The 12,670-nt window shown below is 71.5% G+C and carries 14 protein-coding genes and 1 pseudogene; 12 read left to right on the top strand and 3 right to left on the bottom strand.

What is annotated here, in order from left to right:
• The first annotated feature begins 15 nt into the window (after nt 1-15).
• Nucleotides 16-1,017 (top strand): aminotransferase class V-fold PLP-dependent enzyme, encoded by a 1,002-nt coding sequence (locus BN1701_RS16560; RefSeq protein WP_054049883.1) that lies wholly within the window; start codon nt 16-18, stop codon nt 1,015-1,017.
• A 70-nt stretch (nt 1,018-1,087) separates the two neighbouring features.
• Nucleotides 1,088-1,828: a hypothetical protein gene (locus BN1701_RS16555; RefSeq protein WP_054049881.1), complete on the top strand. Its 741-nt coding sequence runs from the start codon at nt 1,088-1,090 to the stop codon at nt 1,826-1,828.
• On the opposite strand, the gene BN1701_RS16550 is transcribed toward BN1701_RS16555, so the two are convergent.
• On the bottom strand, nt 1,825-2,286 hold the full coding sequence (locus BN1701_RS16550; protein ID WP_054049879.1) for a ferritin-like domain-containing protein: 462 nt from the start codon (nt 2,284-2,286) through the stop codon (nt 1,825-1,827). The genes BN1701_RS16555 and BN1701_RS16550 overlap by 4 nt on opposite strands.
• Nucleotides 2,283-2,759, bottom strand: a complete 477-nt coding sequence (locus BN1701_RS16545) for a hypothetical protein (RefSeq protein WP_231949616.1) — start codon at nt 2,757-2,759, stop codon at nt 2,283-2,285. The genes BN1701_RS16550 and BN1701_RS16545 overlap by 4 nt, the downstream gene beginning before the upstream one ends.
• A gap of 208 nt (nt 2,760-2,967) precedes the next feature.
• Between BN1701_RS16545 and rimP the strand changes: the two genes are divergently transcribed.
• The 10 genes and pseudogenes from rimP (at nt 2,968) to BN1701_RS16505 (ending at nt 11,320) form a co-directional block, all read left to right on the top strand.
• Nucleotides 2,968-3,474 (top strand): ribosome maturation factor RimP, encoded by a 507-nt coding sequence (rimP, locus tag BN1701_RS16540; RefSeq protein ID WP_082860359.1) that lies wholly within the window; start codon nt 2,968-2,970, stop codon nt 3,472-3,474.
• On the top strand, nt 3,471-4,475 hold the full coding sequence (gene nusA, locus BN1701_RS16535; protein ID WP_054049871.1) for a transcription termination factor NusA: 1,005 nt from the start codon (nt 3,471-3,473) through the stop codon (nt 4,473-4,475). Before rimP ends, nusA begins: the two co-directional genes overlap by 4 nt.
• A 21-nt stretch (nt 4,476-4,496) precedes the next feature.
• A pseudogene (locus BN1701_RS38230) lies at nt 4,497-4,679 on the top strand (YlxR family protein); the annotation flags it as partial.
• A 15-nt stretch (nt 4,680-4,694) separates the two neighbouring features.
• Nucleotides 4,695-4,853 (top strand): hypothetical protein, encoded by a 159-nt coding sequence (locus BN1701_RS38225; RefSeq protein ID WP_231949969.1) that lies wholly within the window; start codon nt 4,695-4,697, stop codon nt 4,851-4,853.
• An 86-nt stretch (nt 4,854-4,939) separates the two neighbouring features.
• Nucleotides 4,940-7,996: a translation initiation factor IF-2 gene (gene infB, locus BN1701_RS16530; RefSeq protein ID WP_054049869.1), complete on the top strand. Its 3,057-nt coding sequence runs from the start codon at nt 4,940-4,942 to the stop codon at nt 7,994-7,996.
• Nucleotides 7,997-8,055: 59 nt separating this feature from the next.
• The gene (locus BN1701_RS16525; RefSeq protein WP_054049867.1) at nt 8,056-8,352 is read left to right on the top strand and encodes a DUF503 domain-containing protein; all 297 of its coding nucleotides are present in this window, start codon (nt 8,056-8,058) and stop codon (nt 8,350-8,352) included.
• An 18-nt stretch (nt 8,353-8,370) separates the two neighbouring features.
• Nucleotides 8,371-8,820 (top strand): 30S ribosome-binding factor RbfA, encoded by a 450-nt coding sequence (rbfA, locus tag BN1701_RS16520; protein WP_054049865.1) that lies wholly within the window; start codon nt 8,371-8,373, stop codon nt 8,818-8,820.
• A 118-nt stretch (nt 8,821-8,938) separates the two neighbouring features.
• A complete protein-coding gene (locus BN1701_RS16515) occupies nt 8,939-9,817 on the top strand; it encodes an alpha/beta hydrolase family protein (protein ID WP_054055908.1) in 879 nt (292 codons plus the stop codon).
• A gap of 48 nt (nt 9,818-9,865) precedes the next feature.
• On the top strand, nt 9,866-10,834 hold the full coding sequence (locus tag BN1701_RS16510) for a bifunctional oligoribonuclease/PAP phosphatase NrnA (RefSeq protein ID WP_054049863.1): 969 nt from the start codon (nt 9,866-9,868) through the stop codon (nt 10,832-10,834).
• A gap of 27 nt (nt 10,835-10,861) precedes the next feature.
• Nucleotides 10,862-11,320 carry a hypothetical protein gene (locus BN1701_RS16505; RefSeq protein ID WP_054049861.1) on the top strand — a complete coding sequence of 153 codons (459 nt, stop codon included), beginning with the start codon at nt 10,862-10,864 and terminating at the stop codon, nt 11,318-11,320.
• A 63-nt stretch (nt 11,321-11,383) separates the two neighbouring features.
• On the opposite strand, the gene BN1701_RS16500 is transcribed toward BN1701_RS16505, so the two are convergent.
• The gene (locus tag BN1701_RS16500; protein ID WP_054049859.1) at nt 11,384-12,478 is read right to left on the bottom strand and encodes a DUF4872 domain-containing protein; all 1,095 of its coding nucleotides are present in this window, start codon (nt 12,476-12,478) and stop codon (nt 11,384-11,386) included.
• Between the last annotated feature and the right edge of the window lie 192 nt (nt 12,479-12,670).

Here is a 12,670-nt window from a genome sequence, read left to right as displayed (position 1 = left end):
GTCGGTCTTGTGCGCATGGCATTCGGAGAGCGATTCGACATCCAGGACGGCTACCTCAACACCGCCAGCATCGGCGTCCCGCCCGCGCGGGTCGCCGACGCGCTCGAACAGGCGGTGACCGACTGGCGCCAGGGGCTGGGCAAGGCGCCGGACTACGACGAACCGACAGCGGTGGCCCGGCGGGGCTGGGCCCGGCTGGTCGGGGTGGACCCCGCGAACGTGGCCATCGGCGCGAGCGTGTCGCAGCTGGTGGCCCTGGTCGCCGCCGGAATCCCGGACGGCACGCGGGTGCTGACCGTCGGCAACGAGTTCACCAGCGCCACCTTCCCGTTCGCCGCGCAGGCCCACCGCGGCGTCACCGTCACCGAGGTCCCCCAGGCCGAGTTGGTCGCTCGCGCCCCTGAGTTCGACCTGGTGGCGGTCGGTGTCGTGCAGTCCGCCGACGGCACCGTGGCCGACCTCGACGGTCTGCGCGCCTGCGGCGCCAGGGTGATGCTCGACGCGACGCAGTCGGTCGGCTGGCTGCCCGTCGACCTGTCGTGGGCGGACTGGGTGGTCGGCTCCAGCTACAAGTGGCTGCTGGCCCCGCGTGGCGCCGCGTGGCTGGCGATCCGGCCCGATGTGGTGGACCTGACCAGGCCCATCGTGGCCAACTGGTACTCCGGCGAGACCCCGTGGGACACCGTCTACGGCCTGCCCCTGCGGTTCGCGGGCGACGCCAGGGCGTTCGACCTGTCACCGGTCTGGTTCGCCCAGGTCGGGGCCGCCGCGGCGCTGACCTGGTTCGCCGAACTGGACGTCAAAGCCGTACGCGACCACTGCGTCGGGCTGGCGAACCGCCTGCTCACCGGACTCGACCAGGCGCCGGGCGACTCGGCGATCGTGTCGCTCGACAACGCCGATGGCCTGGCCGACGCCGGGATCCGGGGTGCGCTGCGCGCGGGCCGCACTCGGCTGTCGTTCCACCTCTACAACACCGAGGACGACGTCGACCGGGTCCTCAAGGCACTGCGGTGAGCAGGCTGTTTGTACCTATTTGCCCGGTCGGCCTAACGCTGGGTGGCAATACCGTTTACGGTGACCAGTCGTGTCGGCCCCACAGCGTCCCGGACAGCAGCCCGGGCAGTACCGCCCCGACGAGACCGAGTGGATCTCCCGAGTGACCGATGGACCCCGCTTCGACGAGCCGTTCCGCTTCGTGGAGGAACCGCCCGCCGAACCGACCAGCCCGGCGATGACGTGGTTCATGCGGATCCTCGGGCTGGTCGCGGTCGCGGTCCTGTCCGGCGCCGTCTACTGGTACGTCAACGACAAGCCCGCGGGCCAGGGGGCGGCGGGCTCGACCGAGAGCGCCAAGCCCACCCCGGACGGGGTCTACCAGTTCGAGCCGCACTCGCAGGTCCGCACACCGAAGGTCGACTCGGACTGCGCGAGCCACGCCTATGACGACACCAAGCAGTTCCTTGCCCAGCCCGGGGTGTGCGAGAAGGTCACCCAGGCGCTCTACACCGCGAAGGTGGGCGATCGCGACGCGCTGGTGTCGGTCTCGGTGGTGCACCTGTCCAGTGCGGAGAAGGCCGCCGAGCTGCGCAAGCTGACCGACAGCAACGGCACCGGCAACGTCAACGACCTGGTTCGCGAGAAGGTCGTCAAGATCGACGGCGTGTCGAACCTGAGCAACGGCTACGCGTCCAAGGAAGAGGGCGAGATCGTCACCATCGTCGAGGCCGACTTCACCCCCAAGGGCACAAAGGACGACAAGAAGGTTCTCGACAAGGTCTGCGACGACGCGCTACGCCTCGGCAAGAAGATCGACGAAGGGTCCTAGCCCAGGCCGGGCTGCGCGGGTGTCAGCGGCAGGATCCCGGCGAGCTTGCGCCACTTGACCGCCTGCACCGCCGCCGCGGTCAGGCCTTCCAGTGCCATCTTGCGCACCTCGGCGTCGTCACACCGTTCCAGCGTCGCGCGCCAGGCCACCGTGGCGTCCTGCTCGGCGGTCACCAGGACCGCCAGCGCGGAGGCCTGGTTGGTGACCGGCTGCGGGGTCAGGTAGGCGGGCTTGGCCGGTTCCGGGTCGACCCCGAACCCGCCGAGCAGCCGGGCGATGGCGTCGCGCCGGGCCCGGTGCGCGGTCGCCGCGGCCGTGGTCGGGGCGTCGAACGAGGCCGGGAGGAACGCGCTGACCAGCCCGTACACCCAGATCGACGCGTGTTCGGTGCCGAGCGCGGCCTGCACGGCGGCGACGGTGTCCTGGGGCAGCTTGGGCCCCGGTGACGGCTGGGTCATGCCAGTACCTCCCGCAGACTCGCGCACGCGGCCACGACCGAGCCGACCATGCCCGCCCGGTAGCGCGGCACGGTGGCGATCACCGCCGCGGCCTTCTGCTCGGCCGCGGTGAGCGCCTCGATCAGGAACGTCTTCGCCGCGGCGGGCTCCGCCGGGGTGGGTGCCGGGGAGGTCGACGGCGGCGCGGTCGTGGGGGCACCGCTCTTGGGTGGGCGCTCGCGGTCGGCCTCGGCCTGCAGCACCGTGGCGTGCTCGGCGCGGATCTTGGCGACCTCACCGGCAGGCGCGGCCAAAGCCGCCACGGCGGTGGCGATCGCCTGCGCCGACGCCGCGTCGGCGCGGGCCTGGGCGGCCAGTTCGACGAGCGGGTCCGGTGGGGGCGGCGGCCCAGGGTCCGGCGTGCACGCGGTCAGCGCGGCCAGCGCGGCGGCGGCCTGGAACAGCGCGCGGCGGGTCACCCGGGTCTCCCTCACACCGAGTCATCCTGCCAGGCCCACCCCAGTGGCCGGATGATCGCCTGCGGCGGCCCGTCGCGGCAGGGCGAGATACGCTAGGTAACCACGGTCGGCGCCGGTACCGCCGACCGGCAGACAATCGCACCACCAACCTGAACAGGGGAGCGGCACCGACGTGGCCAATCAGCGACAACGCGACACCGGACCCAGCGCCGCGCCCGACCCGGTGACGGCGGCGTTGACGCCGATCGTGGCCGACGCGGTCGCCGCGGCCGGGTTCGAGCTCGAACAGCTCGACGTCGCGCAGGCCGGGCGCAGGCGCATGGTGAAGGTCGTGGTCGACGGTGACGACGGGGTCGAGCTGGACCAGGTCGCCGAGGTCAGCCGCGCGGTCTCGGCGGTGCTCGACGAGCACGACGCCGTCCTGGGCGGCCCCTACACGCTCGAAGTCACCTCGCCGGGGCTCGACCGCCCGCTGACCAGGCCGCGCCACTGGCGCCGGGCCCGGCTGCGGCTGGTCAAGGTCCGTCCGGTCGAGGGCGCGGAATACGTGGCCAGGGTCGGCAAGTCCGACGACGACGGGGTCACCCTGCTCGTCGACGACGCTCTGCGGACCGTCGCCTACAGCGAGATCGCCGCCGCGGTGATCGAGATCGAATTCAAGCAACCGCCTGCGGCGGAACTGGTGATGCTCGAAGGTCGAGCGTCCGATAGTGAGGAGGACGCGCGATGAACGTCGACATCGCCGCGCTGCGGGCCATCGAGCGCGACAAGGACATCCCGTTCGAGACGGTCATCGAGGCCATCGAGACCGCGCTGCTCACCGCCTACAAGCACACCGAGGGCCACCAGTCGCACGCGCGCATCGACATCGACAAGCGCTCCGGCCTGGTCCGCGTCCTTGCCTACACCACCGGGCCCGACGGCCAGGTCGACGAGGAGTGGGACGACACCCCGGAGGGCTTCGGCCGCATCGCCGCGACCACCGCCCGCCAGGTCATCCTGCAGCGCCTGCGCGACGCCGAGCACGAGCGCACCTTCGGCGAGTTCGCGGCCAAGGAGGGCGAGATCATCGGCGGGGTCGTCCAGCGCGACACCCGGGCCAACTCGCGCGGCATGGTCGTGGTCCAGGTCGGCGACACCGAGGGCGTGCTGCCCGCGGTCGAGCAGGTGCCGGGGGAGAATTACGAGCACGGCACCCGGATCAAGTGCTACGTCGTCGGGGTCGCCCGGGGCAACCGCGGCCCGCAGATCACCCTCTCCCGCACCCACCCGAACCTGGTGCGCAGGCTGTTCGCGCTGGAGGTGCCCGAGATCGCCGACGGCACCGTCGAGATCCCGGCGGTGGCGCGCGAGGCGGGCCACCGGTCCAAGATCGCGGTCCGCTCGACGGTGGCGGGTGTCAACGCCAAGGGCGCGTGCATCGGCCCGATGGGCGCGCGGGTGCGCAACGTGATGAGCGAGCTGGCGGGCGAGAAGATCGACATCATCGACTGGTCGGACGACCCGGCGACATTCGTCGGCAACGCGCTCTCGCCCGCGAAGGTCGTGAGCGTGACGGTGGTCGACGAGCGGGCGAAGACGGCCAGGGTCATCGTGCCGGACTTCCAGCTCTCGTTGGCCATCGGCAAAGAAGGGCAGAATGCCCGGCTCGCCGCGCGGCTCACCGGGTGGCGGATCGACATCCGCAGCGACGCCGCGGCGCCGTCACCGGTATCCGGTTCGGCCGACTGAGCCAGACGAGATAGACTTTCCGTGGTTCATCGTCAGGAACCGGTCTCCGCACGTCCCGATGGCGCAAGCCCGATACGGACCTGTGTCGGTTGCCGTGTCCGGGCGTCGGACAAGCAATTGCTGAGGGTCGTGCTCGTGGCCGGGGACGCAGTCCCCGATCCGCGGCGCCGGATGCCCGGTCGGGGCGCGTGGATTCACCCCGACCCGAGCTGTCTGGCCATGGCCGAGAAGCGGCGGGCGTTCTCCAGGGCCTTCAAGGTCCGGGAAGCGGTCGGTGTTGAGGTTGTGCGGTCGGAGATAGAGCGACACGCAGACAGTGTTGGTGTGGGACGACCCCACGCCGAGGAAGAAACCAGGAAGCAGGTCGACCCGTCATGAGTCAGCCGTGAAGCTGAAGACATGAACGCGCGACGATAGGACGAGGTCGACGGGACTGCCGCCGACCTCATCGGACGAGGAGAGCAGTGGCAGGCAAGGCCCGCGTGCACGAGCTGGCAAAGGAGCTCGGAGTCACCAGCAAGGATGTACTCGCCAAGTTGAAGGATCTGGGCGAGTTCGTGAAGTCAGCGTCCTCCACCGTGGAGGCGCCGGTAGCCCGCAGGTTGCGGGATGCGTACCCGGGCAAGGGTGGCGGCGACGCCAAGCCCACCCCGAAGCCCGGCCCCAAGCCCGCCCCGCGCCCGCCCGCGCCCAAGCCTGAGCAGTCCGCTCCGGCTCCGGTCGCGAGCGCCCCCGCGGCGGCCCCGGCGCTGAGCGCCCCCAGTGGTCCCAAGCCGGCCGTCCCCGGCCCGAAGCCCGCGCCCAAGCCCGCCCCGCGCCCCGAGCCGGTGCGCGAGCAGGCACCGGCCGCTGCCGTGGCGCCGACCCCGGCTCCCGCCCCGACTCCGGCTCCGGCCGCGGCGCCCAAGCCCGCGCAGAAGCCCGCTGAGCAGCAGCGACCCGCTGCCGCCCAGCAGCAGCCCGGCGCGGTGGTTCCGCCCAAGACGCAGTCCCCCAAGCCTGGTCCGCGCGCGCCGCGGCCCGGCAACAACCCGTTTGGCGTTGGCGGCGGCGCTCCGGCTCCGCGTCCGTCCGGCCCTCGGCCCGGCCCCGCCGGTCCGGCGGGTGGCGGCGCCCCCGGCGGCGGCGGCGAGCGTGGCCCGGCGCGTCCGGGTGACAGCCGTCCCTCGGGTGCTCCCCGCGGCGACCGTGCTCCGTCCCCGCGCCCGTCCGGCGGTCCGACGCCGGGCAACATGCCGCCTCGGCCCAACCCCGGCATGATGCCGCCGCGGCCCGCTCGGCCCGCCGGTGGCGGCCGTGGTGGTCCCGGTGGCGGCCCCGGCGGTCCCCGTGGCGGCCCCGGTGGCGCGCCGCGCGGTGGTCCCGCCGGTGGTCCCGGTGGTGGCGGCGGCGGCTTCCGCGGCGGCCCTGGTGGCGGCGGCGGTGGCGGTGGCTTCCGCGGCGGTCCCGGTGGCGGCGGCGGTGGCGGTGGCTTCCGCCCCGGCGGCGGTGGCGGTCCCGGTGCGGGCGCACCGGCAGCAGGCGGCGGTGGCTTCCGCGGCGGCGGCGGTGGCGGCGGTGGCCGTCCCGGTGGCGGCGGCGGTCGCGGCGGTGCCGCGGGTGCCTTCGGTCGTCCCGGCGGTCCGTCGCGGCGTGGTCGCAAGTCGAAGCGGCAGAAGCGCCAGGAGTACATGGACAACATGCAGGCGCCCAGCGTCGGCGGCGTCCGCCTGCCCAAGGGCAACGGCGAGACGATCCGGCTGGCCCGCGGTGCCTCGCTGTCCGACTTCGCCGACAAGATCAACGCCAACCCGGCGTCGCTGGTGCAGGTGCTGTTCCACCTCGGCGAGATGGTGACGGCCACCCAGTCCGTCTCCGACGACATCCTCCAGATGCTCGGCGAAGAGATGAACTACACCGTGCAGGTCGTGTCCCCCGAGGAGGAGGACCGCGAGCTGCTCGACTCGTTCGACGTCACCTACGGCGAGGACGCCGGTGACGAGGACGACCTGCAGTCGCGTCCGCCGGTCGTGACCGTCATGGGTCACGTCGACCACGGTAAGACCCGACTCCTCGACACCATCCGCAAGACGACGGTGCACGAGGGTGAAGCCGGTGGCATCACCCAGCACATCGGCGCCTACCAGGTGGCCACGTCGCTGGAGGGCAACGAGCGCCTCATCACCTTCATCGACACCCCGGGCCACGAGGCGTTCACCGCCATGCGTGCCCGTGGTGCGCAGGCCACCGACATCGCGGTGATCGTGGTCGCCGCCGACGACGGTGTCATGCCGCAGACGGTGGAGGCCATCAACCACGCCCAGGCCGCTCAGGTCCCGGTCGTGGTGGCGGTCAACAAGATCGACAAGGAAGGCGCCAACCCGGCCAAGATCCGCCAGCAGCTCACCGAATACGGGCTGGTCGCCGAGGAGTACGGCGGCGACACCATGTTCGTCGACATCTCGGCGAAGCAGGGGATCAACATCGACGGGCTGCTCGAGGCGATCCTGCTGACCGCGGACGCGGCACTGGACCTGCGGGCCAACCCGGACATGGAGGCCCAGGGTGTCGCGATCGAGGCGCACCTCGACCGCGGCCGCGGCCCCGTTGCCACGGTTCTGGTCCAGCGCGGCACGCTGCGTGTCGGCGACTCGATCGTCGCCGGTGACGCGTACGGCCGCGTGCGCCGGATGGTCGACGAGTTCAACGAGGACGTCATCGAGGCCCTGCCGTCGCGGCCGGTCCAGGTGATCGGTCTGACGTCGGTTCCCGGCGCGGGCGACACCTTCCTCGTGGTCGATGAGGACCGCACGGCACGGCAGATCGCCGAGCGCAGGCAGGCCCGCAGCCGGGCCGCGCTCAACGCGAAGCGTCGTCGTCCGATGCTCACCGACATCACCGAGATCGGTGCGATGATCAAGGAGACGAGCAACCTCAACCTGATCATCAAGGGTGACAACTCGGGTACCGTCGAGGCACTCGAGGACGCGCTCACGAAGATCGTGACCGAGGACGAGGTCCTGCTCCAGGTCATCCACCGCGGTGTCGGCAGCGTCACCGAGAGCGATGTCAACCTGGCGACCGCGTCCGACGCGGTGATCATCGGGTTCAACGTCCGAGCGGAGGGCAAGGCCACCGAGCTGGCCAACCGCGAGGGCATCGACCTGCGCTACTACACGGTCATCTACCAGGCGATCGACGAGATCGAGGCCGCGCTCAAGGGCATGCTCAAGCCGGTCTACGAGTCGGTCGACACTGGTCGGGCCGAGATCCGCGACGTCTTCAAGTCGTCGAAGGTCGGCACCATCGCGGGTTGCATGGTGCTCTCCGGCGAGGTCAAGCGGAACTCGAAGGCACGGCTCATGCGGGACGGCAAGATCATTCACGACAGCCTTCCCGTCTCGACGCTGCGCCGGTTCAAGGACGACGTCACCGAGGTCCGCGAGGGCTTCGAGTGTGGTCTGACCTTGGGCTCCTACGGTGACCTGCAGGTCGGCGACATCATCGAGACCTTCGAGATGCGCGAGAAGCCGCGCGGCTGATGTCACGACGCCGGGGTGCCCGTCCGCGGGCACCCCGGCCTGACTCCATTGGTGATGCGTTGTATGTAGGTGCCTTGGAACTGGACGTCCTCCTTGGGGACGTCCATTCCTTGAAGCAGAAGCGTTCGGTGGTCAAGCCCGTAGTGGCGGAGCTGCGTCGCCGGTTCGAGGTGTCCGTCGCTGAGGCCGGGCACCAGGACCTGCACCGCAGGGCCTTGATCGGCGTGGCCGTGGTGGCCGCCGACGCGTCCCATGTCCGCGATCTTCTCGACGCCTGTGAGCGTTTGGTCGCCGGACGTCCTGAGTTGGAACTGTTGTCGGCTCGGCGCCGTTTGCTTGGGCCCGACGATGATTAAGTAGAAAAGAGGAGCGTCGTGGCCGACGCACCCCGCGCTCGCAAGCTCGCGAAGCGCATCTCCCAGATCGTGGCTTCCGCGCTGGAGCACCAGGTCAAGGACCCGCGCCTGACCAGGGTCACGATCACCGACACCAAGATGACCGGCGACCTGCACGACGCGACGGTCTACTACACCGTGCTCGGCGACAAGCTCGACACCTCGCCGGACATGCAGGCGGTCGCCGCCGCGCTGGAGAGCGTGAAGGGCGTCCTGCGCACCATGGTCGGTCAGGGCACCGGTGTCCGGTTCACCCCGACGCTGACGTTCGTGGCCGACACGGTTCCCGACGACGCCCGCCACATCGATGACCTGCTCGCCCGCGCGCGGGCGGCGGACGCCGAGGTGGCCGCCTTGGCCTCGGGCGCGGCCCACGCCGGTGAGCCCGACCCGTACCGCCAGCCCCGCGAGGACGACGAGGAAGAATGACGCACGCCGCCCGCACCGACACGGGCAGTGACCTGCGTCCTATGCCGTAGCGAAGGGCCGGGACGCGGCGACGTTGCAGGTGAGCCTGCCTTCGGTGGCGGGCGGACAGGGTGTGGAGATGCCGAGTGAGTCGTCACCCACCCGCCGTGCGGTTCTGACCGCCGCGGCCGCTGGTCTGTGCTCCGTGGCCGGTCTCGGGGTCTTCGGGTACTGGCTGCTCCGCAAGGAGCTGCCGCCCGCGCCGCCCGCTGACTCGGTCACCCCCACGCCGGGCACGACGACAAAGCCGAAACCCCCGAAGCCGGTCGTGGCCCAGCAGGTCCAGTCGGCCGCGCGGGGCCGCGCGGTCGAATTGGTGATCATGCGCCCGGAAGGCGTCGACCAGCTCGATCTGCCGGTCTGCCTGGCTCTGCACGGCCGCGGCAACTCGGCGCAGATGTTCGTCGAGCTCGGCGTGCCCGCGATGCTCACCGCCGCGGTCGCCGCCGGGGTGCCGCCGTTCGCGGTCGCGGCACTCGATGGCGGTGACTCCTACTGGGTCGCCGCCGACCCGGCCGATGATCCGCAGCGGATGCTGGTCGAGGAAGTTCCCGGTTGGCTCACCGCCGCCGGGCTGCGGCCGACCCCGGCCGCGGTCATGGGCATCTCGATGGGTGCCTACGGCGCGCTGAACTACGCCAGGAGCAACCCCGGACTCGGCGCTGTCGTGGCGATCAGCCCGGCGTTGTTCGCGACCTGGAACGACGCGCGGTCGCGGGCGGTGTTCTCCGGCCGGCCGCAGTGGGAGGCCACGGAACCGTTGCGGCACACCGAGAAGCTCAAGAAGGACACCCTCGCGGTGTGGTGCGGCGCGTCGGACCCGTTCGCCCCGGTGGCGCGGCAGCTGATCGCGAAGGTCAAACCCGCGAGCGCGGTCGTCGGGCCTGGCGCGCACGACGCGGCGTACTGGCAGAAGGTGCTTCCGGACGTGCTGGGATTCGTCGGGTCGCACCTCTGATCGGGGTCGGAGTGGACGACGCATCGGCCGTGCGGGAATGTGAAAGGCATGGGTTCCGATCTCGCCAACGCCGCCGACCTGCTTCGCTCGGCCACCGATGTCACTCTGCTCGCCCACGTGAGTCCGGACGCTGACGCGCTCGGCAGCGCGCTGGCGCTGGCCTTGGGTCTGCGGACCCGGGGTGCGCGGGTCCGGGTGGCGTTCGGCGCTCCCGCGGACATCTCGGCCGCCTTGCGCGCGCTCGACCCGGCGGGTCTGCTCATCCCGGCCGACGAGGTGCCCGCCGCGCCCGCGACGCTGGTCGTGCTCGACTGCGGCAGTGAGCGCAGGCTGGGCCCGCTGGCCGACCGGGTCGCAACGACGAAGGCGGCCGGTGGGCGGGTGCTGGTCATCGACCACCACATCGATACCCCGCGCTTCGGTACCGACCATGTTCTCGACGAGCACGCCGAGGCGACCGCGGTGCTGGTGGCGGCCCTGCTCGACGAGCTCGGTATCCCGCTCGACGCCGACATCGCCACCTGCGTCTACGCGGGCGTGCTGACCGACACCGGTTCCTTCCGCCGCGCGACGCCGAGCACGCACCGCTTGGCCGCTCGGCTGCTGGAGGCGGGCGCCCGGCCGGACGCGATCGCCCGATCCTTCGACGCCCACCCGTTCCCATGGCTGCGGATGCTCTCTACCGTGCTGGGCCGAGCCCAACTGGTCCCGGACGCGGCGGGCGGGCTGGGGCTGGTCTACGCCGTGGTGACCATCGAGGACCTGGCCGACCTGCGGCCGGAGGATGTCGAGGGCGTCATCGACCTGCTGCGGGCCAGCGAGGAGGCCGAGGTCGCGGCCGTGGCGAAGGAACTCGAACCGGGCGTATGGACGGTGTCGCTGCGGGCGGTCGGCGCGGTCGACGTGCGGGCCGCCGCGATTCGGCTGGGCGGGGGCGGGCACCGGCTGGCGGCGGGGTTCACCGCGCGCGGCTCGGCCGAGGACGTGCTCGTCTCGATCAAACGGGCCCTCGACTGAGAGCGCGTCTGAGGTAGCCTGCGCGCCGTGTTGACACTCCGACTGACGGCTGTCGCCGTGCTCGCCGTGCTCCTGACCGGATGCGGTACCGACGACAAGCCCACCGCGACCCCGCCGCCGACCAAGGCCGAGGTGGTGGGCTCCGCGCCCCAGGATTCCCCCGAGAAGCTGTACGCCGAGTACGTGACCCGCCTGAGCAAGGCCGACGGCGCGGGCACGTGCGCGCTGTTCACCCCGGGTGGCGTCGTCGCGTTCGAGGACGAGTGGCGGACCGAGGGTTGCGAACTGGTGGTGACGAAGGCGGCGGGCAAGATCGCCGACGTCGCGGCGTTCGCGGCGAAGACGACGCCGAAGTCGAACGTCAAGGACAGCGACACGGTGGTGGAGCTGAGCGGCTGCGCCGTCGGGGGCATGAAGGTCCTCAAGTCCGACAAGGGTTGGCTCATCGACGCCTACCGCCACCCGGATGCCGTCGCGGGCTGCTGATCCAGTTCGTTCAACAATCCTACAGTCCCCTTGTTGAACTGTAGGATTGTTGAACGTTCCCGTCTAGCTGGGCCGACCCCGGAGTACGGCGACCGCTTCTCGTTCGAGGGCTATCGCCGGTTCGACCAGGGCGTGCAGGTCCGCGAACGCGCCGTCGGCCGACCCGAGCGCGCGGGTCGCCACGGCGGACCACCGCGCACCCGCCGCTCGGTAGAGATCGGCCGCCTCGGTGTATCGAGCCTCGCCGACGACCGGTGCCGCCTCGGCCAGGAAGTCGGCGTACAGCGGGCGGGTCGCGCCGGGGGCGGTGTACTCGCGTTCGAGGCAGTCGTGGAGTCGGTTCAGCACCCACTCGGTGCTCGTGGCGAACAGCCTGGTCCAGCCCTTGCGGCCGGTGCGGTCGCCGAGCGCGTCGGCGAGGCGGTCCATGCCGGACAGGCCGAAGTTGGTGTCGAAGGAATGGCCGAGGACCGGACCGGTCAGGTGGCCGACGGTCGTGGCGACGGCGGACCGGATCGCGTCCGGCAGGTCGGCGGTCGGGGTGCCGGTGACGGTCAGCATGGCGTGCTTGTGCCTGCCTGCCCATCCCGCCGCGAACTCCGCGCGCGGCAGCGAGTGGCCGTCCCCGAAGTGGACGGTGTCGTCGTCGGCGGCGACCACCGACACCGGGTATGGGTCGCCGAAGGCCGGATCGACCTGGGGGAGCCATGGCAGCGCTGATCGGTCCACTGTGGACACAAGGGGAAGGTTGGCGGCCAGTGCCGCGGCGAGCCTGCGGTCGGCGACCTTGGCGCTGGTGGTCGTGGTCGCCTCGGTGACGCAGCCGAGCCGGTCCAGGATCGCCGGGACGAACGGGTCCGGGTGGTGCTGGGCGACGATCGTCATCGTCGGGTGGGGGTAGCCCTTGTACTCGAACACCGCGTACAGGAAGCCGATCCCGCCGCCGAGCCCGGCGAGCATCGCCTCGGTGAACGGTTCCCCGGTGTGCGGGGCGACCACGCCCGCGCGGGCCAGCAGGTCGCGGACCAGGGTGGACGGCGCGTGGGTGCCGGGTTCGGCCGCGTGCGCGGTGACGTGCCTGCGGGCGGTGGTGTAGGTCTCGCCGGTGCGCGCCATTCGGTCGCGGACCAGGGCCTTGAGGTTCTTCTGCCGAGTCATCGTCGTTCCTCCGGGGGCACACCGACGGACTCCACGCGTCGCGTCCGGGCACCCCGCGAGCGGAGTCGACAGTTCGGCCGGAAGCCGGTCCTGAGGACACCCATCCCCTTTGCCTCCGCGGTGCCGGGAGGCGTGGACTCCCGATCAGAAGGTCAGGCGCAGAACCTCGCCCGCGCACAGTCTACGCCGCCG

The sequence above is a fragment of the Alloactinosynnema sp. L-07 genome (assembly GCF_900070365.1).
Classification (GTDB): domain Bacteria; phylum Actinomycetota; class Actinomycetes; order Mycobacteriales; family Pseudonocardiaceae; genus Actinokineospora.
The sequence above is the reverse complement of the archived record's forward strand: the minus strand, read 5'-3'. Positions and strand labels throughout refer to the sequence as shown.